The sequence below is a fragment of the Phaeodactylibacter xiamenensis genome, from assembly GCF_000759025.1.
Taxonomy (GTDB): domain Bacteria; phylum Bacteroidota; class Bacteroidia; order Chitinophagales; family Saprospiraceae; genus Phaeodactylibacter; species Phaeodactylibacter xiamenensis.
In genome coordinates this window covers 117,892-139,302 of sequence record NZ_JPOS01000034.1, presented here as the reverse complement: position 1 = coordinate 139,302, position 21,411 = coordinate 117,892, and the positions used below count along the sequence as shown (strand labels likewise).

15 protein-coding genes are annotated in these 21,411 nt (G+C 50.9%); 7 read left to right on the top strand and 8 right to left on the bottom strand.

Annotated elements, in window-relative coordinates; genetic code table 11:
* Positions 1-536: 536 nt before the first annotated feature.
* Positions 537-7,928 carry an HYR domain-containing protein gene (locus tag IX84_RS32470; RefSeq protein ID WP_044221420.1) on the bottom strand — a complete coding sequence of 2,464 codons (7,392 nt, stop codon included), beginning with the start codon at positions 7,926-7,928 and terminating at the stop codon, positions 537-539.
* Positions 7,929-8,333: 405 nt separating this feature from the next.
* Here IX84_RS32470 and IX84_RS13305 point away from each other — a divergent pair, with 405 nt between their 5' ends.
* Together IX84_RS13305 and dapF are read left to right on the top strand one after the other, a co-directional pair.
* The gene (locus tag IX84_RS13305; protein ID WP_044221417.1) at positions 8,334-8,561 is read left to right on the top strand and encodes a hypothetical protein; all 228 of its coding nucleotides are present in this window, start codon (positions 8,334-8,336) and stop codon (positions 8,559-8,561) included.
* Complete coding sequence (dapF, locus tag IX84_RS13300; protein ID WP_044221415.1) at positions 8,558-9,361, top strand: diaminopimelate epimerase; 804 nt, start codon at positions 8,558-8,560, stop codon at positions 9,359-9,361. The genes IX84_RS13305 and dapF overlap by 4 nt, the downstream gene beginning before the upstream one ends.
* A 78-nt stretch (positions 9,362-9,439) precedes the next feature.
* Here dapF and IX84_RS13295 read toward each other — a convergent pair whose 3' ends face one another.
* Complete coding sequence (locus IX84_RS13295; RefSeq protein WP_081968757.1) at positions 9,440-10,972, bottom strand: NADP-dependent isocitrate dehydrogenase; 1,533 nt, start codon at positions 10,970-10,972, stop codon at positions 9,440-9,442.
* Positions 10,973-11,238: 266 nt separating this feature from the next.
* On the opposite strand from IX84_RS13295, the gene IX84_RS13290 reads away from it, so the two are divergent.
* Positions 11,239-11,985 carry a tryptophan-rich sensory protein gene (locus IX84_RS13290; RefSeq protein ID WP_152605043.1) on the top strand — a complete coding sequence of 249 codons (747 nt, stop codon included), beginning with the start codon at positions 11,239-11,241 and terminating at the stop codon, positions 11,983-11,985.
* Between the two features lie 26 nt (positions 11,986-12,011).
* Here IX84_RS13290 and IX84_RS13285 read toward each other — a convergent pair whose 3' ends face one another.
* Positions 12,012-12,713, bottom strand: coding sequence for a TetR/AcrR family transcriptional regulator (locus IX84_RS13285; RefSeq protein WP_044221409.1), 702 nt, complete (start codon positions 12,711-12,713; stop codon positions 12,012-12,014).
* Positions 12,714-13,466: 753 nt separating this feature from the next.
* Here IX84_RS13285 and IX84_RS13275 point away from each other — a divergent pair.
* From IX84_RS13275 to IX84_RS13260, 4 genes are all read left to right on the top strand, one after another.
* Positions 13,467-14,453 (top strand): retropepsin-like aspartic protease, encoded by a 987-nt coding sequence (locus IX84_RS13275; protein ID WP_044221404.1) that lies wholly within the window; start codon positions 13,467-13,469, stop codon positions 14,451-14,453.
* Positions 14,454-14,459: 6 nt separating this feature from the next.
* Complete coding sequence (locus tag IX84_RS30985) at positions 14,460-15,425, top strand: hypothetical protein (RefSeq protein ID WP_081968745.1); 966 nt, start codon at positions 14,460-14,462, stop codon at positions 15,423-15,425.
* Between the two features lie 83 nt (positions 15,426-15,508).
* Positions 15,509-16,210, top strand: a complete 702-nt coding sequence (gene msrA / locus IX84_RS13265) for a peptide-methionine (S)-S-oxide reductase MsrA (RefSeq protein WP_044221402.1) — start codon at positions 15,509-15,511, stop codon at positions 16,208-16,210.
* A 122-nt stretch (positions 16,211-16,332) separates the two neighbouring features.
* Positions 16,333-16,749: a hypothetical protein gene (locus IX84_RS13260; protein ID WP_052515989.1), complete on the top strand. Its 417-nt coding sequence runs from the start codon at positions 16,333-16,335 to the stop codon at positions 16,747-16,749.
* A gap of 3 nt (positions 16,750-16,752) precedes the next feature.
* On the opposite strand, the gene IX84_RS13255 is transcribed toward IX84_RS13260, so the two are convergent.
* From IX84_RS13255 to IX84_RS13235, 5 genes are all read right to left on the bottom strand, one after another.
* The gene (locus IX84_RS13255) at positions 16,753-17,823 is read right to left on the bottom strand and encodes a Crp/Fnr family transcriptional regulator (protein ID WP_044221399.1); all 1,071 of its coding nucleotides are present in this window, start codon (positions 17,821-17,823) and stop codon (positions 16,753-16,755) included.
* A 20-nt stretch (positions 17,824-17,843) separates the two neighbouring features.
* Positions 17,844-18,551: a hypothetical protein gene (locus tag IX84_RS13250; protein WP_044221396.1), complete on the bottom strand. Its 708-nt coding sequence runs from the start codon at positions 18,549-18,551 to the stop codon at positions 17,844-17,846.
* Entirely contained in the window at positions 18,548-20,095 is a 1,548-nt protein-coding gene (locus tag IX84_RS13245) for a COG3014 family protein (protein ID WP_044221393.1), read from the bottom strand. The genes IX84_RS13250 and IX84_RS13245 overlap by 4 nt, the downstream gene beginning before the upstream one ends.
* An 89-nt stretch (positions 20,096-20,184) precedes the next feature.
* Positions 20,185-20,766, bottom strand: coding sequence for a penicillin-binding protein activator LpoB (locus IX84_RS13240; RefSeq protein WP_039725098.1), 582 nt, complete (start codon positions 20,764-20,766; stop codon positions 20,185-20,187).
* 98 nt (positions 20,767-20,864) lie between these two features.
* The gene (locus IX84_RS13235; RefSeq protein WP_044221387.1) at positions 20,865-21,170 is read right to left on the bottom strand and encodes a hypothetical protein; all 306 of its coding nucleotides are present in this window, start codon (positions 21,168-21,170) and stop codon (positions 20,865-20,867) included.
* Positions 21,171-21,411: the final 241 nt, after the last annotated feature.

The following is a 21,411-nucleotide window of genomic DNA, read 5'->3' as shown; positions in this document are numbered from 1 at the left end:
GTGTTAATGGAATTATGGTCAAAAAGGACGTATACGACAGTCATGCTCCCTGTCAAAGGGGCAAGGCACTGTTCGTAAAACCTCCTATAAATACCTGAGTATTGAAGGTTATACACCTGTCATTAGAAGTGAATAAACTATGAAGGGGTCTAAAACTGTGGGTCTAAAATTACAAGATGGCATACGGATGTACCGCTGCCAGGAGTGCATATCAATAAGATGTTAAGGTAGGTTGTATAAAGGGTGTGTAACAGGGACTGAGCTTTTTTATTTGGGCTCTTTTTTTCTTTCTGTAGGTGTTTGTGAGTTCAAATAACGGATATTTATTTCAATTATGCAATACCCCCACTCATAATCCAATCTATTTATCTGCGATAAATCAAATTATTTTTTATTCAATGTCCACCACCTTTGAAATCACTGCTTTAGCCTAAAACCAAAAAGGCCGGGCGCCCTTTCGGATGCCCGGCCTCCCGGTCTGCCCACTGCAGGCGCCGCCTAAGCAGCGCCCGCCGGGCTATATCTCAAAGAGATGGTTACTTGATGATTACCATCTTCTTCGTTGCTGTGTAGTCACCAGTTTCAACAGTGTAAGATACTACGCCTGTCGCCGCCAGCTCAGAAGACTTAACCGTGATGTGGTTGTAGCCCTTAGAGCCGTCCTGGCGGTACAGTTTCAGTACCTTGCCGGTTACGTCGCTGATGGTGATCGTCACCTGTGCTGCCTCTGGCAGGTTGAAGCCGATCACAGTCTCGCCCTTGAATGGGTTCGGCTGGTTCTGGTACAGCTCGAAGCCTGCGCCCGCTACAGTACCGGTGCTGAACTCGATCGCTACGTCCTGGAAGCTGCCGTCTTTGCCGTAAGCTTCTGCCTTCGTAACTGCTGAGCTTACGCCCAGTACTTCGCTCAGCATCACGTCGCTGTTTGCGCGCAATACCAGTGTGAACAGCTCTGCATCAGATGCTTCGCCGTTCCAGCTTGTCGTGATCATGCCTTCGCCCAGGTAAGACAGGCCGAAGTTGTCTTCAGTAGCTACACCGCTTACGATGTCTACCAGCTCTACGCCGTTGCTCAGCGTCAGCGTCGCCTGGTAGCCCTCGATGCGTGCCAGCTCAGCAGCTGTGAAGCTTACGCGGTACTCATTGCCCGCCTTCAGCTCCTGCTCGTCTGTCTGCAGTGCAAAGGTGCCTTCGTAGCTGCGCTCGTCAACTACTGCAAAGCTGTTTGCTGCCGCATCACCGTTCACATCACCAATCTTCACCGCTACGAAGTCCGCATCCATGATGCTTGTCGCAGGCAGGTCGTTGATGTTGATCACTTCAGGGAACTGCTCTGCCCATGGGTTAGATGGGTCTGGGAAGACGTAAGCTTCCTCTACAAAGCGCCAGCTGGTGTTGTTAGCGAACTCTGTATCGATAGACAGGATCAGCTTGCGCAGCTGGATCAGGTCCAGAGTAGTGATAGAGCCAGAGTTGTTAACGTCCGCTGCGATACGCTGGTATGGCGTGCTCAGCGGGCCAACGCCCAGGATGTGCTTGCTGATCAGTACCAGGTCGAACGTAGACACACCGTTGAGGTAGTCGCCGTCGCGCTGTGGCGTGATCGTGTAGTCAAGGCCTGCTGTCAGGTTCGTGAATACGTAAGCGCCGTCGTTCTGAGTCGTCATCGCTGTAGAAGCCTGGCCGGAAAGGCTGACCTGTACATCTTCTACCGGCTCGTTGTCCTCGGTATTGACTGCACCGGCTGCCATTGGTGCTGCTGCACCGCATACGCCCATGTTGTCCTGTACCAGGATGTAAGTCTCGCAGAAGTCGCTGTTGCCAGCTGCGTCGTACGCCCAGATCTCGATCACCAGCGTGCCTTCGTCGTCGCAAGTCAGCACAAGGCCGGCCTGGTCAGGGTCGTTAGGCTCGCCTACGCGGTTGATAGAGTACTTGATTGGCTCAGAGCAGTCGCCCGCCTGAGTGGAGAAGTCGACAAAGTCGCTCGCCCAGATCTCAGCCATGCCTGCGCCCGGGTCCGGCAGGTTGTCGCCGTCCTCGTCTACTGGCATCAGCTCGATCGCAATGCCGTTCAGGCAGAATGGCGCTGGCGCCTTGCAGTCGATGATGTCGAATGGCAGGATCGCAAGGTCTGAGTTGCCACAGCCGTCCAGTACGTGCACTTCGAACGCGTGGCTGCCGATTGGCAGGTCGTTCACTGTGATCGTGTAGTCTGGGTAAGAACCAGATACCACGCCTGTCAGCTCCACAAGGTCGCCGCTCAGGAATGGGTCAAGGAACACCTTGATCGTCAGGTCGTCTGGCGTACAGTCCTCATCGATGCTGAACGGATACGTTACGTTCGCATCACAGTTCACGTTGTCCAGGGAGCAGAATGCGTCTGCCTGCGTGAAGCTGATCTCAGGAGCGGTGTCGTCGTATACCTTGATGATCTGAGTGTACTGGTAGTAGCCAGTCTCGTCATACTCGAAGCTGTAGTAGTCGTTCGATACGCCACAGAAGTTGATGCCTGGTACGTTGTTGTCAGGTGTCTCGTCTGTGTCTTGGTCGAAGTAGATCTTGCCGTTCGGGCGTGCAAGCAGCCAGAAGCCGTTGCCGTTGTTCGCAATGCGGTCGCCATCGCCTGGCGTGCCGTTGCAGTCCTCGTCGCGGCCTACGATGTATGGGTCGCTCTCGCCGTCATACTGGCACCAGTTGATCACCTTCCACGTACGGAAGATCTTGTAGCACTCGTCGCCGGATGCAGAGAACTGCTCGTCGTTGCTTGTCACTGCAAGCAGGTCGCAGCCAAGCTCGTTGTACTCAACGGTGTCTGGCGTTGGCGTGCCACAGTTCGCCTCAGCGTCCTCTGGGAAGTAGATCTCGTAGTTGTGCACCTCATTGATCGTGATCACCTGCACACAGCTGTTCGTGCTGCTCAGGCCGTTCACGTCAGTGACGCGGAAGATACGAGTGATGGAGCCGTAGCCGCACTCCAGGTCAGCGTTCGATGCTACCTGCTGTACAGATGCTACGCCGCAGTTGTCTGCGCCCGTCGCCATGCCGAACAGGTCTTCCAGCTGGCCTGCGTCAGATGCGTCGAAGCCGTATGGCAGGTCGTCGCAATCCACAACTACGTTGTCTGGCGCGTCACAGAATGGGTTGATCTTGTCCTCTGGCGTAACGCTCAGCCAGCAGGAGTTCTGGTTGCCGTACTGGTCGGTTACAACCAGTGTGATATCAGATGTAACGCCTACGTCACAGCAGAAGAAGTCGACGAAATCGCCGGTTACGCTGTTCTGCGTGCCGCAAGTGTAAGTGATCGGGTTGAAGTTGTTGCGGAAGATCGCGATAGATACATCACCGCAGTTGTCCCATGAGCCTTCGTCCACGTCAGATGCGAACACCCGTGCAAGCGCTGGCTGGCCAGGCACGATGTTGCCGCCGCCGATGCTTACGTTCAGCTGGTCGTCGCATACTGCCACTGGCTCGATCTCGTCGATCACTGAGAATGGGCAGTACAGCTCCGTCTCATTGCCGCAGTCGTCTTCTGCTACATAGCGGAAGAAGTGGTCGCCGAATGGGATAGAAGATACAAAACGGTTCGCGCCAGGCTGGATTGTGCGCACCACTACGGTGTCGGTCACAAACTGTCCGGTTGGCAGGCCGTACTGGTTGATCACCTCTTCCTCTGTTGTCGTCACGATCTCAGTGTATACCGTTACGTTAGAGCAGTTGTCGCTCACGCCTGGCATTGGCACCTCGAAAGACGCACCGCAAGAGAATGGGCTTGTAGAGTAAGCAATTGGTGTGCCTGAAGGGCAGGTTACCGTAGGAGCAGTGTAGTCGCCAACTTTGATCAGCTGGTCGATGATCACTGTGCTGCCTGGGTCGCACCAGTCAAATACGGTCCACTCACGGCGGAACTTGAAGCGGCCTTCGCACTCGTCTACTGTTGGCAGGTCGTCGTAAGAAGCGCCGATGTTGCAGTAATTCGGAGCAATGTCAAAGATGCCGAACGCTGTGAAGATGAACGGATAGCCGGTCAGCTCTGGAGCCGGGTTGCCGTTCGCCAGCGCTGGGTAGTCTTCGTCGCACTCTACCACTACCGTGATCGGCGGGTTCGTCACGTCAGCAAGCGTTGGCTTGCGGAAAGTGATCTGCTGCTGGCACTCGTCTGTCAGGCCCTGGTCGTCAGTAGCCGTGAAGGAGCGCGTGATTACTACGTCGCCGCAGTCGCCGGAAGCTGTGAAGCTGTCCGTCGCTGTGATGCCTACGTTGTTGTCGCAGTTGTCCGTCGCACTTGGCGCGCCTACCCACTGGTAAGTGCCGCTGATGAATGCGGTCTCCTGTGCTACAGAACCTGCGTCGCCGCCGTAGATCTGGTCGAAGTCATTGCAGAACAATGGCAGTACCAGCTGCTCGGTAGTCGATGGCAGGGCAGAGAACGTCGTGTCATACTGGGTCGTCCAGTCTGGCAGTGTCGTCTGCGTGAAGTTCCATGAGCCTACAAGGCCGTTGCCGTCGCTGAAGATCGTGTGCGTGTAAGGGCCTACCTGCTCCGCATCTACTGAAGATACCAGTACAGTGTAAGTCTCGTATGGGCGCAGTGGCAGCGTCATACGGATTGTCGGGTTGATACCGCCGCCCACAGGGCCGAGGTTCGCGCTGTTCAGGTCCGCTGTTGACGCCGTGAGGATATTCTCACATGGGCTGTCAGGGTTGAAGCCGCCCTGGAATACCGCTGTCGCTGCTCCGCCGTTCCAGCCGGCTGGCGCAGTCAGGTAAATTGTATATACATCCTCTTCACTAACCTGGAATTCGATCAGGTCGTAGTACTGTGGGCCCGCCAGTGGCGTAGTTATAGGGCCGAAGATGTTGAACAGGTAATCGAGGAAGCAAGAGTAGTCCGCCAGCTCGATCTGTGGGTCAGACGCTGTCAGCTCGCCGTCGATCGTTTGTACAGGCACACTGACAGTCGCTACGTCTGTGTCGTCCGGGCACTCAACAACTGGTGCTGTCTTGTCTTCGCCGGTAACAAAGCCCCAGCATGGCTCGAAGCCTGCTACTGGTTGTGTTGACGGCTCAAAAGTGAAGTTAGAAACTGTTGCTTCTGCCCCAAGAGGGAATAAGCCATCAACCTGCAGGATGAAGACAAGTACGTCACCCGCATTCAGGTCGAAAGATTCTGAACCTTCTGCTGTACCATCTGGGCCAACAGTACCAACAGTACCATCGCTAGCTAAGATAGTCTCAGTAATATTACCGTTTGCATCAATTACGTAACCAAACAGCTCAAACAGTGCACCCCCTGGGAACTCATTTGTGAAGAACGTCCAGTCGAAGGATACAGTCCCTGACTCTGGCATGGCGATAGCTGCATTAGCTACACTGGTAGTAACGGGGTCGCCAGGAGAACCAAGCTCAAGTACATCACCGTTGAAGCCAACAGTCATCGCAGGATCGTTAACAATCAGGTCCCAATTGCCTGGCGCAAAATCACCAGTGAAGCCAATCGTTGGCTGAGCCTGGTCAGCAAGTGCAATCTCATAAATGAACTGGCCGTGGCCGTCCAGGATATTGCCGTTCGCAGGGTTGTCGTCGTTTACGATGGTGACCGTAAAGTCAGACTCCTCAAAGCAGCCGAAGTTGCCTTCCAGTACCATATCCGCAGTGATTACGCGTGAGCAGTTGTCGTCAAGCGTAACGTTGATATCATCGTTGCAAGCCAGGTTCTCCTGTGGTGCAGGCGCCTGAGTTACATTGATAGCAAAGGACTCCGTGCGGCTGTTGCCAGCTGCATCAGTCGCTGTAATTGTAATTGTGTGCACGCCAGGGCCGCCCATGAATACATAGCCGCCTGGGATTGTAGCCACAGAACCTGTACCTGAAGAAACAGTTACAGTCGGGGCAAGATCGCCATCGCAGTTGTCAATCGCTGTGATCTGGAAAACCTGAGAAGCTACTGCGTTCTCAACACATGGGTCCAGTGCAATATTGATATTCTGAGATGGGTATACGATAATTGGAGCAGAGTTGTCAGGCTGGTCTGTTACCGTGAAGGTAGCAGTGCCTTCTGAAGTCGCGCCTGCGCCGTCAGTGTAAGTACCTACGAGTGTGTAAGAGCCCGCTGGGATACCAGCAAGGTTCCATACGTAAAGGCCATTTGCCTCATCAGAAGCGGCTGCGTCAACTGCAGGTGCAGCACCGCCGTTCAGTGTGAAGGTAGCACCGCTAAGGTCTGCATCACAGTCGTCTGTGATCTGTACCTGGAAGCTCAGGTCTGCTCCGTCAGCGCAAAGCGGCTCAAGGAATGCAAGGTTGCCGGGCATCGTGACCGTTGCAGGCTGGTTCGCATCCTGGATAACAGAAACCGCGTGGTCTACAGTTACGCCCTGGTAGCTTACTGAGATGAGGTAATCACCTGGCTCAAGGTTGCCGGTAGCCTCGAAGTATACATAGTCTTCCTGTGGCAGGAAGTAGCTGATCGCTACATCTGCACCGCTAACCGTCAGGTCTTCCGGATCGAAGTTGAAGGGCAGAAGGTCACAGTCATACACGTTGCCAGAGAACACAACTTCTACGTTGTCCTCACATGCTGGCACGTGGAACTGGCCGTTGCCGGATACATCTACAATTGGAGCCGGGCTTGCTGCCTGCGTCACTTCAATCGTGAAGCTGTAGTTAGCAGTATTGCCAGAATCGTCAGTAGAAGTGTAAGATACCGTGTAAGTACCTGCTGTCAGCGTGCTGCCTGAAGATGGACCAGCTGTCTGAGTCAGTGCTGGCTGCATATCACAGTCATCAACTGTAGATACTGTCCAGTTTACAGGCACGCCTTCATCCTGGCAAGCCGGGATTTGAACCTGCATGTCGCCAGGGCCGTAAATCTCAGGGATACGCACATCCAGTACTTCGATAGTGAAAGTCAGGGTCGTGTTGTTGCCATTCTCATCGGTTGCGCTAAGCGTAACAACGTTCGTACCTACTGCAGCGAAGATATTCACAGCGTAAGCCGCGTCTACTGCATCCTGAGTGATCGACGCTGATGGGAATACACCAAGGTTGTTGTTGGTCACATTTGCTGTGAAGTCGATACCTGGCAAGCCAGTACAGTTGTCGAATGGGAACACAGACCAAAGCAGCTGTACGCCGCACTCGCCCTCTGGCGGAGTGTACGTAAGCGTCGCGCCTGAGCCCAGGTCAACACCACCGGCTGCAGTCACGTCCAGACCTGGTGCCTGGCTGTCGGATGGCGTCAGCGTCTGAGTTGCTGAAACAGAAGAAACACAGCCCGTCTGGTCTGTGTTAAACTGGCAGCCGCCTGCTGAAGCCAAGGAGAGGTTCACCGTGTAGACTGTACCACCTACTGCGGCGTTCAGCCCACCGAAGGTTATGGTATTGCCCGCTGGCACGTTGAAGAAAGTGGTCCCGCCTACAGAAATATTGTAGGAAGCGCCACAACCATCATTCACCGTAACATCAAAGCTGCCGGAGAACTCGTCGCCCGGGCAAACTGGGTTGTTCACGTTGGTGATAGAAATCGTTGGCTGGCGGTCCTGAATGTCCGCGCCATCGATTTGGCCAGTTGCAGATGAAACATTAGAAGCTGCACAGTTCGCAGTAATTGCGTAGTTGTAGGTCGTGCCTGGTGTCAGGGTACCTGCAACAATAGTCAGCTCAGTGGAAGTCATGTTGACAAAGTCGACAACCGGCTGGTTGCCATTCTCGATGTCAACGGTGTAAGATTGTACCAGGCCGCTTGGGTCCGTAATGTCCCAGTCCAGTACAACGACTCCATCACAGTTGTAGCTCACGTCTACGTTCGATGGTGTTGGACAATCCTGTGCAAAAGCCTGTGGAAGGCCCAGGAAAGTCAACAGCGCGAACGCAAATGCGCCTGCCAGCCGCGACGGAGAAACGAAAGTAAACTTCGTTTTTTCCATAAGATCACGATTTGTTTAAAAAAAATTAGGTTAAAAAAAAGGTCGTTAAACTGTATATCTATCCCTTAGGATAAAATAATTCTTGTAGGTATCGGTCGTCTTATCAAGAAGCTGAGCGTGTTAAAAAACAAGCACAAAGCCTGTAATTCTTTGTTTTATTTTCCTACAAGCTTCTTAATTCGGGGATAAAGATAGTATTATTTTATATTCAAATACAACAATGTGCGAGCAAAGAAGCGACTAACAGGCAACAAGAAATGGATACATTCCCGAAGAGACTGACAATCAACCGCTGACGCTTTTCCCAGACTTTGCAAGTCTTAAAGAAGTAGCGCCTCCCGGCTCTAAGAAGATTGTATTCTTCCCGACATACACTCTATATTTGTTTTTTTTAACCTATTGAATATGACTCAGGAACCTAAAAAGAAAGACCCATTCGATGGCGAGTATATTGGCAACATATGGGGGTGGCGTATATCACTTATCGGTGCCGCCGTCATTGTGCTGCTTTCTGCTTTTGCAGCGTACCGGCACTACACACTTGACGTCCCATTCGGATTGGAAGTGCCGGATCAGACCCGGGAAAAACCCGCAGCAGACAGTATAAACCTTGAAAAGCCTGCGCAAAAATGAAGCTACTCCAATTTTACAAATACCAGGGTACAGGCAATGATTTCATCATGATCAATCAGATGAAATCAACTGTATTGGATGGAAGCGAGACGGCCCTTATTAAGAGACTTTGCGACCGTCGCTTTGGCATAGGGGCTGATGGGCTAATTTTACTGCAGCCAAAACAGGGATACGATTTTGAGATGGATTATTTTAATGCGGATGGGCACAGAGGCTCAATGTGTGGCAATGGAGCCCGATGTACGGTTGCCTTTGCGCGTTCCCTTGGACTAGAGCAGTCAAGCTATTACTTCTTTGCTCCTGATGGGCCGCACCGGGCTCGTTTAAGTCTGAAAAAAGAAGGCTGGTTTGAAATCGAAATGTCAGATGTGCTAAAAGTAGAACGAGGGCAGGACTATTTTTTCATGGATACCGGTTCTCCTCATTATGTGAGGTTTGAAGAAACGCTGCATGCCCTGAACGTAGAAAAGGAAGGACGCCACATCCGCTACAATGAGCAATTTGCAGCGACAGGGACCAATGTAAACTTCGTATCGGCAGCACCGAGCCTCCCGCTGCAGGTTTTCACCTATGAACGTGGAGTGGAAGCAGAAACCCTTTCCTGTGGCACAGGTGTGACGGCGGCAGCTATAGCTTATACCCTTCGACATAAACTGTTGGACGAGCCCGGGATAACCATCCCTGTGCAAACAAAAGGAGGGATACTCGAGATCAGAATGGACAAAAAAGAGGACCGTTACAGTAAGATTTGGTTGTGTGGGCCGGCCGAAGAAGTTTTTCAGGGACACCTTTATATATAGTAACGAGCAAAGAGAAGCCAGGCTGCTTCACCTGACTTCTGCTTTTGCGGCTAGATATAAAAAGGTATATAAACTTCTTTATTCTCCCTGACCAAGGGAATAAGCCCGTTCGCCATTTATTTCATAAAGGTTTTCAATCTTAATGAAATTGAGGCCCTCTACTGTGAGCCGTTGCAGTAAACCTGTAATTTGCTCATAGGTAACGGCGGCCATACGTGGCTTCCCCCCTGCTTCTGTACCACCATTAGCAGCAGCAATAAAGCGGCAGCGCCAGTGATCAGTACAGAAGGTCTCCGGAAAACCGTTAGGATAGACTTTGACACCCCGGTTCGTGATCATTTTAAGCTTAAAGTCCGCTTTGGCAATTTCCTCCAGTGCCCTGCCCAGTTCGTTAGGGTCACGCTCGCCCACTGCCCAATCGATAAAGACATCTACTCCGACCAGCTTTTTACTGGCTGGCACAAAAGGCCTGACTTTAACTTCAATAGGCTTTCGGGCAGTAGACAGTTCGACCTCTTTGAGATGCCTTGGCACTTGACCAAGGCGCTCAATCAGGGCTTCCGCAAACTCTTGCGTACCTACTTTTTGGCGGGTATAAGCCTCACTGTAAAGGTCACCGGTATGAATACCATCCTCCAGCGTACGTAATAATGCATTCTGTATTCGGACAGCTATGTCGTTTTTGCCCATATGGCTCAGCATCATACATGCAGCATGAATAAGCCCCGAGGGGTTAGCAATTCCTTTGCCTGCAATATCAGGTGCGGATCCGTGAATCGCTTCAAACATGGAAATGGGTTCTCCAATATTAGCAGAACCACCCAGACCGACAGAGCCTGCCACCTGTGCAGTAATGTCAGATACGATATCTCCATAAAGATTAAGCGTGACGATAACATCGAATTGCTCCGGTCGGTCAGCAAGCAGAGCAGAGCCAATATCTATGATATGGTGCTCGTTTTCAATATCCGGGTACTCTTTAGCCACCTCGTTGAAGATGGAGTGGAACAGCCCATCGGTATGCTTCATGATATTGTCCTTGCTCATGCAAGTTACTTTCTTACGCCCATTCGCACGCGCGTATTCGAAAGCATACCGGATGACCCGCTCACAGCCAGGACGGGAAACCAGCTTAAGGCATTGAACCACTTCAGCAGTTTGCTGATGTTCAATTCCTGCATACAGGTCTTCCTCATTTTCCCGGACCACGACAAGGTCCATATCAGGAAAATTGCTGTCTACATAAGGAGTAAAAGCACGGCAGGGGCGTACGTTAGCGAAAAGCCCCAGCGTCTTACGAATCGTTACATTAAGACTCTTGTACCCTCCTCCCTGCGGAGTGGTGATCGGACCTTTCAAAAAGACCCGGTTGCGGCGCAAAATATCCCAGGCATCAGGTGCGATACCGGACTGATGGCCGCTGAGGTACATTTCTTTTCCAATCTTCACTTCTTCGTACTCCAGCCCGGCACCTGCTGCCTCGAGAATATCGAGGGTTGCACGCATAATTTCCGGACCGATACCATCACCGAAAGCTACGGCGATGCGATTGGACAGAGACTTTGATTCTGCTGTAGAGCCTTGTGACTGAGGGCTTGAAGCATTGCCCATGGCGCTGTTGTCAGCATTCCATTGTTCTTTCATAAATTGGACAATTGTTGATGTTTTAAAGTTTTACTATCAACAATAGAAGTGAATTACTGTTCGGCAGAAAACCAAAATTTATCAGACTAACCCGATAGAGTATTGGCGGGCAACTTATTTCTATTTTTTCAGAATAACTTGAAAGCATGACTATCACTGAGGTTTCGAGAAGAACTTCCAAACCTATGCTTTATAACAGGTGTTTTTACTTGTAGAAAAAAATCATCAAAAAATTGCCCGAAATGCCAGTTAACACTCTTAGGCTTCTCAATCTGCTTGGATTTGTGCTTGTCATCGCCTTAAACATTCTTGCAAATGCTCTTCCCATCAACGGGATGACGACCGGAGAACTATCCGCGCTCTATCCTAATCGCTTTGTGCCTGCAGGTTTTACATTTGGGATTTGGGGCGTCATTTATCTGGCTTTGCTTGGATTCACTGTTTTCCAGTTTTTCCAGTCTGCGCACGGAGCAATAAAAAGCATTGGGATTTGGTTCTTCGTCTCTTGCCTTGCGAATGCAAGCTGGATTCTTGCCTGGCACTACCAAAAGCCTTTGCTTTCTCTAGGGCTTATGCTGCTGCTGCTTTTCACCCTGATCAAAATCTACCTTGTGGTAAGACCTCTGACATGGTCTGCCAACTGGCTTGCAAAGGTCCCTTTTCAACTCTACCTGGGATGGATATCTGTTGCCACAATTGCCAACGCTACTGCAGTACTCGTGAGTTACGGTTGGGCTGGCGGGCCGCTATCTGAAGTAGCCTGGGCTTCCATTATGGTTGTAGTGGCTGCAATTGCCGGACTGTTCTTCGCTATCCGCTACAAGGATATACCATATAATGGTGTGCTCTTGTGGGCATTTTATGGTATCTACGCACGACAGGCTTCTGAAGGGCTGCTTCAAACCACCCTCTATATTGCGGCTAGTGCTTTGATTGTCGCTACGCTTTTCGCATTGATAAGAAGGACTCCGCAAGCCTGAGCGCCCCGGGGCCTTGCCGGGGTTCATCAAAGCTCTTGCCCGCTTTCATTCATTTGAAGGCAACCGAACGCAAAAGAAAACAGCATTTCCACAACCTGGTCCAGGTACTCTGCTCCAAACTTAATATCTGTCAGGCGAGGCAAGTGTTCTGCAAAGTAAATATTGTTATTAGCAGACTCCAACAGCATACTTGCCAGTGCCCGTGGATAAGGGTAAGCAGGCTTTATTTCTATAATGATATCTGCAATCTTAGCGCAAAGCATTTTATAAGCCAGAAAGAAGCCATACTTGTTCTCTTCGTCTACGTTCTTTTTATGATAAGCTTTAGGGCCTTCTGTTACCACAATCCGGTGAAGTACCTCTGTATCAATAAAATCAACACTTGTGCTTTTCCGGGAAGTATCAACTATCGCACGCAATGCGGACTTTAACTTGTCCTGCGGAGCGGGGATATTCATCGTGAAAAAGGTCACCCGAAAGCGCATCCACTCCCAATACCAGTTTACCAGATAGATAAACAGGTAGTGCTTGTTCTCAAAATATCGGTAGATTGAGGCTTCGGTAGAGTGGATCCGTTCTGCCAACTTACGAAAAGTGAAATTCTCAAACCCTACTTCATCAAACAGGACAACAGAATACTCAATAATACGACGCCCCAGGGCCGTTTCCTGAGGATTCTTGATGAACAACTTCTCGTTAATGTCCAGGTTTACATTCACTTGCAGCATTGACGCACTTTTTTTCCGTATTTAATGGCAGCGCTCTCTTCAAACTTAAACTTTTAGAAAAAAGCTGAAAATCTAAGTTAATAAAATCTGCCGACAAAATAGCTTTACTTCTACATTCAATAGCCTAAAATGTTTTCGCCAGTTGCTGTTTTGCACGCTACTGATTTAGCGCCGCTCTAACCCCGGCGATGCCTCTACGCTGGCAAACCAAGGTTTTATCATATACTGTCTTTCTTTTAATTTTCTTAGGCCCGCCGTCACCTCAGCAGGGCTTACCTAAATGAAAATCGAAAAAAGTTCTGTTTTCTGCGAACACAAAAAGCCCCTGTTTGTCTAATAGTAAAACTACCAATCCTGATAACCAAAGGATCGGTTTTAAGATAAAAAATATCAAAGCAGAGATAATGGCGTTAAAAGCAGACCTTTGGCTCTTTTTATTAAGCCTCATAGCGGTCATCGCTGGTCTTGGTTGTTACCTGTACGGGATGTACAGCCATTGTGTCTTATTTCTGATCATTAGCTTAGGCTATTCAGCCTATATCATAAAGAACCAAAAAGAGAAGCACTTAGGGCATTAAAGTTGTGCTTTCAGTATGCAGTAGTATGGTGCTGCCCGCTTAGCCGGGCAGTTTTTTTTTGCCCCTATCCCACCCTTCTGCCTTGTCGGCTATCTGTCAGGTTTCGTAGAAAGAAGATGCAACATGCGATCTGATTCCACATATTTAGGTGTATCGAAATCACCACCGACACACTATGTTATCCCGACTGTTTCTATTAGCGATGGTACTTGCAGCTCTGCCGGTCTTGGGTAGTGCATCCCCATTCCCGGTACCGTACCCTGTAGTAGGGCAGAGACAGGTAGCGCCGCCACAGTTCCTCAATGCTGAGCGGCTTTCCCCCATGACTATCCGGATTCCATTCAAGCTGGCTGGCCACCTGATACTAATACAGGCGGAAGTAGCCGGGCAGTCCGGCAACTTCATACTCGATACCGGCTCCAGCAAGCTCATTCTGAACGCACGCCACTACTCCGGAGGGCGGTCAGCACCAAATACAGTGGGCATGAGCATGACCGGTGCCATCAAAGACCTCCGGGAAGCAACAGTCAGAGACTTCACTATTGACTCCCTGAGATACGACCGGCTGTATGCAGACATCATAGACCTCAATCATATTGAGCGCAAAAAGAACATCCGTCTCCTTGGGCTTCTGGGCTACAACGTAGTGGAAAACTACGAACTCATGATTGACTTTCAGCTCAAACAGCTGACCCTGACCGCCCTTGACAAAGAAGGCAACCGCATGGACACCCTGGCTTTCTACGAAAAGCCGACCGATAGTCTCCGTGTAACAATGGACAAGCACTTTCTGGTTATCAATGGCGAAGTGGACGGTAAAGCCCTCAGGCTTGGACTGGATTCCGGTGCAGAACTCAATCTCCTGCACAACCGCGTGAACAGAGCTGTTCTTGACCATTTCAAAATCAGCAGGCGGACTCATCTGGCAGGCATGTCGGGACAACAGGAGCTGGAGGTCATCGCAGGTAAATTGTACCGCTTTCGTTCAGGCGGGCAAAGATGCTCCGGAATGCGAACTCTGCTGACCAACATGCATACCTTCAACCGCACTTACAGAACACGACTTGACGGACTCATTGGGTACGAATTCCTGTGCGTCCGCCGTACCCTGATCAACTATAAGAAGAAAAAGTTGTACTTCTTTCAATGGTATCAACCTTAAAAAGGAATGAAAACACCGCACTTATATATCATGATCTGCCTTTTGGGTGCCTTGCAAATACCTTTGCAGAGCCAGGAGCCGTATCATGCCTATTTTTTCGAAGGCGATGATATCGTTTTCGAATTTGACATCCGGTACTTTGAAGAGGCTTCCCGGACCGGTTCTTTCTGGATGACTGACTTTGAAGACATCGACGTAGAATCGGTTGCCGTTGCCGGGGATTTCAATAATTGGTCTGCGGAGGAATGGCGGATGAAAAAAGTAGGCGAAGGCCGTTATCAGCTCCGCAAACGGATCGAAGACTTCGATGATGCCTTCCGCTGGGAATTCAAGTTTGTCGTCAACGGGAAGTTTTGGGCAGAACCTTCTGAGGCCATTCGCAACAAAGGCAAAACCACGCCCACAGGCACTTTCTGGAAGGAGACCTACAATATGGAGCTATACACCGCCCGGCCAGACACAACTGCTGACGATTGCTTTTTCCTTCCCGGCTATCCGGATGCCGGCAAAGTAGTCCTCAGCGGCAACTTCAATGCCTGGGACGAATCTGCTTTCACCATGCAAAAAGTGGATGGTGGTTGGGAAACCTGCCTGAGCCTCGATGCCGGCCGCTATGAATACAAATTCATTGTAGATGGCGAGTGGATGCCCGACCCCAACAACCCTCAGACTGTCAGGAACCAATATGCCACCCTCAACTCCGTTTATGAAATCAAGCGGGAGACACAGTTTCGCCTGGCGGGTTTCGAAGACGCGGAAGAAGTCCACCTGGCGGGTTCCTTTACCGATTGGGAAGACCGCGCTCTGAGGATGCACCGCGAAGGTAAAGCCTGGGTGGTCAGCCTGCCGCTAACGGGTGGCAAACACCTGTACAAATTCATCGTAGACGGGCAATGGATCACCGATCCGGTCAATCCCATCAAGGAATATGACTGGGCAGGCAACCTCAACTCGGTCAGAATGGTGGAATAAGCTCCGACTTGTCGCCCGCTCACCATTGAAGCTCCCCTGGCGTTAACAAATTGAGCCATATTCCTGTTACCAAAAGAAAAAAAATGAAACGCATATTTCTTTTCCTAACGTTGAGCACTATGGTACTCAGTTGTGCCAATTCGCAGAAGACCAATAGTACTATGGCTGAAAAAAGCCAAAAAATGGATTACCCGGAGGGCGTTGTCCCGGTTGACGACATCGATGCCCCCTATGACGATCTTTCTAAAGCGGTCTTTGCAGGCGGATGCTTTTGGTGTGTGGAAGCCGTATTCGAGCGCGTGGAAGGCGTAGAGGAGGCCATTTCCGGCTACGCAGGAGGAACCACCGCCGACCCAACCTACAAAAAGGTGGCTTCCGGTATGACGGACTATGCAGAATCGGTCATCGTTTACTACGATTCCACCGTAGTCAGCTACGACGAGCTACTCACTGCCTTTTTTGCAGGCCACGACCCCACGCAGCTCAACCGGCAGGGGCCGGATGTTGGACCGCAGTACCGTTCTGCTATTTTCTATGCGGATACGTACGAAAAGGCCCGGGCAGAAGCTTTTATACAACAGCTGGAGGAAAGCGGTAAATTCCAAAAGCCAATTGTGACCAAACTCAGCCCGCTCAGTACTTTCTACACAGCCGAAGGGTATCATCAGGACTACATCGTTCACAATCCCAATCAGCCCTATGTGGTCGGCGTGTCGATGCCCAAGATTGAGAAATTTATGAAGGCGCACCCGGAGCTGCTGAAAAATCAGTACAAAAAGCCCTAAAACAACCCTTTAGCGCTGCCCTGCTCCCTATGCCCGTAAGGTAACCTTCGCCTTACGGGCATTGTTTTTGATTTGAAAATCCCGCCAACTTTCTGCAATATTGCAGACAAAGCTAAACGACTATGAGCGAGTTTAAACAAGTTATTAAAGATGGAGCCGGCACGGTAGGTGGCTGGATCAAGCGATTCTTTTTCATCCTGCTCACCCTGGCCATAGTAGGCGGAGCGAGCTACCTATGGGTCTGCAACTGGACTTACAGTGAAGGTACCCGGGCAGGCACCCTGATTAAGATTTCCAATAAAGGCGTGGTATTTAAGACCTACGAAGGGCAGCTGAACCTGGGCGGCTTCCGCCAAAATGCCAGTGACGGCGTTTCCGGGAACATCTGGGAGTTCTCCGTTTGGCAAAATGAGGTTTATGAGAAGCTTCAAAACTATGAAGGCAAACAAGTCAAGCTCTACTACCGGGAAAAATATAAGGCAATGCCCTGGCAGGGGGATACGAATTACTTCATTTATCAGGTGGAGGAAGTAAAGTAACGCTTACTTGAGCAGCTTACTGGTGACTACCACCCTCTGAGCCAATACTTTTGCCAGGTTGCGCCAAATAATGGTGCGGTCTGATTCCTCTGTTAACTGGTCGATAGCGGATTCCTGAAAGAGGACGACTTCTGTATCCGGGCTGGCGGAGACAATCTTTGCAGTGCGCTTGGTATTTAGAATGTAGGCAATCTCCCCGAAGAGGTCGCCTTCTCCCAGCATCACCACTGTCTGCCCGCCAATTTCCACCCTCAGCAGGCCTTTGCGCACGTAACCGATAGCTTTGCCTGCATCATTTTCTGCAAACAACACTTCGTCCTGCCGGCAATTGACAATTATGGCATCCTTAAGGAAAGCAGCGGTACCGGCTTCGCTCAATCCTTCCGTAATGACATGGTGCCCATGGAAATCATCGTGGTCTTCCGGGTAAAAAGCGGTACCGGTTTGTAGCTCTTTGTGCTCGCGAACCAATTGATAGTACCAGTCGCAAATTTCCTGATAACGGTCAAAAGACACCCCGCGAAGCATGGGTAACAAAGGAGAGTGAATGACGGAAAGGTACTCCATATCCGGCAGTCCGATCATAGGGATTTGAAAATCGCCCCCCTCCCCCATTTGCAGCGGGCCGATGGGGCGCATCCCCAAACGCTTATAGATGGAATAATGCCCAGGGTCGCACTGCATGAGCAATGCCTGCCCTTCGGCTTTCAGGACCTCCACAAAGCAGTGGCTCAGCAGCACAGGTACAGCAGGGGTATTGAGGTAAGCGCTATCAAAAGATAAATGAGAAACCACAGCCAGCTTGGGCAGATAGCCTGTCTTCACATATCCAAACGCTTCTGCCGCCTCTTCTGCCCGGTCTACAGCATTGCTCAGCACCAGACAGGCAATGATTTTACCGCGCCGGGTATCCTGACAAGCCACGAGCTGCCCTTTTTCGGGAAGCTCGCGGGCGCTGTCGTAATTCAACAATCGCTCGCAAGCTTCCCGGTCCTGAGCTTCTGTGACAAAGAAGGCCCGGTATTTACCGATCCACAGATCCCACTGCAGTGATATGTTTTGGAGTAGCCCCATGGGGCTGAAGATAAGAAGATTTAGAACTTCAGCCCTACGCTAAACTGCAGAAAATGGGCATCTGCATTTCGGGTGCCCAGGGTATTCTCCTGATACCGGTAGCCAAAGGAGGCCACATAAGCCATATTTGGATTGACGGAGCGCTGAATACCGCCTCCGACACCGAACATAATGCCCCCATCCGTTGCCTCGTCCAAAAAGCCCAGCCCGTAGCCCAGGTCGCCGTAGAAGAAAGGCGCCCACTCGGTAAGGGTCGGATAGTACCGGACATCAGCGTAAAGCGGCACGAGCTCATAATCGCCATACCATTCCACACCTACCCCCAGACCCAGGCTCACACTGCGGTTGATGTGGTAGCCATTGACGGTGTGGATCGCAAAGTAATCTTCATCATTATTAACGGCCCGTTCGTCCCCTATTGTCCCAATACCAAAACCGTAGCCCAGGGTGGTGATATTAGTGAACCCCTCTCCATCATGGACAATGATTTTGTTCTTCAGGTTATCGTGCGGAACTTCCTCCCGGACAATACGGCGTACCTCATCCGGCGAGAAGGTGTACACATCACTCTCGGTTGTCATAATCTGCACGCCATCCGCATCCATAGGTTTGATGATGGAGCCTTTGATGACTTGTCCGTTTTTGAGGTAAATAACGTCCATTTTGTCTTGCCCGAAGGCCGCTACGGCCATCAGGGTCATAAAGCAAGTGAGCAATATCGTTCTCATGGTTGTACAGGTTTTTGATTTTGAGTGGCAGCCGGTTGTAATACGCGGCTGTCGGGTGTGATTACATGCCTGACCTGCAGCCTGCCCCCGCCATTGATGCGCAGGTAATGCTCTTCCAGGCGTTGATTGTATCGGTTATAAAAGGTCACTCGGATTTCATTAGCGCCCCGCTTCAGTGGCACCCGCTGATAATGGATTTCTGCCGGCAGGGTTTGCCAGGATCGGATGTCAGCACGCTCAGTAGCGGCGTTGACGATGCTCATTGTGGTGCCCAGGATGAGGCCGAGCGTTTCGTCATATTCCACGTCCTCTTCCTCGTCTTTATCCTCGTCTTTTGATTTTTTCTGCTCTTCGTCTCCATCGTTGTCTTCATCGCCGTCTTTCTTTTTCGTTTTGATGGAACGCAGGCCCGCCTCCACGGCCTCCTTGGCGGCCAGACGGATCAGCGCATTAGCCAGCTCCCGCCCAAAGCGGTCTCGCAGAGACTGCTCCGCTACCACATTCAGGTCTTCGAGCATTTCCATTCGCTGTATGCCACCAGGGTATTTGATATCTGCACGATAGAGCGGATACTCACGTGGGCGGAATATTGGCAGTGCCAGCCGAACAGTATTGATACCGGCAAAGCCATTGTATTCGTTATAGATGTCCTCCCCAAAATCGTACTCCATCCCCATGCTGTTATTCACGAAGCGGACTTGCGAGCGGTCGCCCCGGCGCATCACATCAAACCCGATGATATTTTCTTCCTTGACCGGCCCCTGACCATTTTCCCAAAAGAGCACAAGCGAGCCACCTTCGCCCACATCATCCTTGCAGCGTGGGCTGAGCAATCTGCGATACCGGCTGGCATCATTGGCAAACCCAAGCTGATCCGCCATACGAACGAGGTCACATTTGAGCTGTTCGGGAATTCGCACCCCCATATAGGGCTGTACTTTGCCCTCCTGAATGAAAAGTTCAGCAGCGTTGCGGTAAGCGATGAAGGCATTGTTCCACTCTCCGTTCATCTCGTAACTCAGCCCCATGGTAATGTGCCCAAGTACGTCGTCGTGGTACTTCAGTGGCTTTTCTGGTACGGCGTCATTGAGTTCCTGTAGGCGGATATTGGTGCGGCGGGCTTCCACCCGGGCCGCTGACACATCATTCAGTTGAAGGTAGTTCAGGCTTTTGAGGTAATGGACGGCAATATTCTCAAAGTACTCTGTACGATAAGGGAGTACCCGTGGGTTGCTGACTACCGCCAGGCCTTGTGATCCGATAGAAGCCCGTCTGTCCTCGATGAGCAGATCAGCCTTATTGAGGTATTCGTTGCTCTTTGCGAGATCGCCTTGCATGCGGGCCAGCGCCCCCAGCTCCAGGTAGCGAAGTACTTCGTTGCGGTCTTTTTTGTAAAACCGCTTATTTTCGATCAGCCGGGTGGCCTCTTCGACGTTGCCGGCCTCAATGCGGTCATTGTAAAGTATCCGGTAGCGCTCGAAGGAAGCACAGGAGGTAAGCCCACCGGCCAGGATAAACAGCGACAGTAGGTAAAGGTATTTCATGGGCGTCTCAGGTTGGGGCGAGAAAAAGCAGGGAAAGCAGGGGCTGATCACAAGGAGCAGCCCCCGAACTAACAGATTCAGTCCTTCTGTTAATTTTTCACAAACTTCTTAATCTTCTTATCTCCAATCCAGACCACCTCATTGGTCTCCATGTTGGTCAGGGTCATATCAATCTGGTAGTAGATGACTTTCTTGCGCTTGTAGGCGTCCATAATGGAGTTGATAGAGCCCTGCAGCATATAGTCAGCGCCAACTTCGAGCCCCCAGCTTTTCATAGTAGACTGGGAGGCGTTGTTTTGCTGATCGGCCCGCTCGCGGCGGATTTGCTCGCGCTTGGCACCGCCCTGCACGAGGCGTACCCGTCCGCTTTTGACGAAGGCTTTTTCCAATTCCTTGATAAAGACTTCCGCTTCGATATGTTCATGGGATTTGTTTTCCACCATACCAACGATGACCACGGGTTCTTCCCCGCTGTTATTGCGTTTGTGGCGCTCCAGCCAGGGTTGCCCCATAATTTCAGAGACCAGTTCGGCAGCAGTCAGGCGGGCGTCAGTGTCATTCCAGCGCCCGCTGAGGTCCACGGTCGTATCGGTTTCAATACGTTGTACCTGACGATTGCAGGAGGTGCCGAGAAGGATAGCGAAAAACAAAAGAGGGAGGAAGGGTTTCATGTAGATTGTGTTTTGGTGTAGGGTGCATGCCAGACTGGTGGATACGATCTGGCAGGCACCTGTTTCGTTTTGTTAATTTTAGAAAGTTTGGCCGGAGTTTACCAGCGGTTCCAGCCCCATGGGCGGCGTGGGGCAATAAACTGCGGCCGGCGGGCCCTTTCGAGGCGGAGCTGCCGGCGGAAATCGCGGCGTTCCTGACGACGGGCCTCTTTGATCAGAATGGGGTCGTAGGCTTCGTAGGTCTGATCCATCGTCACCCCCATAGTGTTGGCGTGGTCAGTGGGGTTTTCCGTTTGGTATGCTTTGTAAGCCAACTGTGCCCGCGGGTTCTGATCAGCAGATTGTGCGGTGAGGGTCAGCCCGAAGGCCAGGGCGAAGGATAATGCGAGCAGTTGCTTTTTCATGGCTTTTGTTTTTGATTACACTTCAAAGATAGGGGGTTTACACATACGATGCAGGGCTTTAACGGAGGGTTAACGCAAAGCCGGGCAATTTAATAGGGTACTAACAGCAGCAGGCTGAAGAATCTTAAAATTGTTTTCATTGCCGTACACTTTTAGCTCGGCAAAAAGTTCATTGAAAGTTTGGAAAGAGAGACAGAAAAAATAAGGGTTTTCTGAGATTTTAAAAATCTTTGCAGAAAAC

Coding starts and splice junctions, on each gene's coding strand:
- IX84_RS32470 (WP_044221420.1), bottom strand. CDS start 7,928: ATGGAAAAAACGAAGTTTACTTTCGTTTCTCCGTCGCGGCTGGCAGGC.
- IX84_RS13305 (WP_044221417.1), top strand. CDS start 8,334: ATGACTCAGGAACCTAAAAAGAAAGACCCATTCGATGGCGAGTATATT.
- dapF (WP_044221415.1), top strand. CDS start 8,558: ATGAAGCTACTCCAATTTTACAAATACCAGGGTACAGGCAATGATTTC.
- IX84_RS13295 (WP_081968757.1), bottom strand. CDS start 10,972: ATGGGCAATGCTTCAAGCCCTCAGTCACAAGGCTCTACAGCAGAATCA.
- IX84_RS13285 (WP_044221409.1), bottom strand. CDS start 12,713: ATGCTGCAAGTGAATGTAAACCTGGACATTAACGAGAAGTTGTTCATC.
- IX84_RS13275 (WP_044221404.1), top strand. CDS start 13,467: ATGTTATCCCGACTGTTTCTATTAGCGATGGTACTTGCAGCTCTGCCG.
- IX84_RS30985 (WP_081968745.1), top strand. CDS start 14,460: ATGAAAACACCGCACTTATATATCATGATCTGCCTTTTGGGTGCCTTG.
- msrA (WP_044221402.1), top strand. CDS start 15,509: ATGAAACGCATATTTCTTTTCCTAACGTTGAGCACTATGGTACTCAGT.
- IX84_RS13260 (WP_052515989.1), top strand. CDS start 16,333: ATGAGCGAGTTTAAACAAGTTATTAAAGATGGAGCCGGCACGGTAGGT.
- IX84_RS13255 (WP_044221399.1), bottom strand. CDS start 17,823: ATGGGGCTACTCCAAAACATATCACTGCAGTGGGATCTGTGGATCGGT.
- IX84_RS13250 (WP_044221396.1), bottom strand. CDS start 18,551: ATGAGAACGATATTGCTCACTTGCTTTATGACCCTGATGGCCGTAGCG.
- IX84_RS13245 (WP_044221393.1), bottom strand. CDS start 20,095: ATGAAATACCTTTACCTACTGTCGCTGTTTATCCTGGCCGGTGGGCTT.
- IX84_RS13240 (WP_039725098.1), bottom strand. CDS start 20,766: ATGAAACCCTTCCTCCCTCTTTTGTTTTTCGCTATCCTTCTCGGCACC.
- IX84_RS13235 (WP_044221387.1), bottom strand. CDS start 21,170: ATGAAAAAGCAACTGCTCGCATTATCCTTCGCCCTGGCCTTCGGGCTG.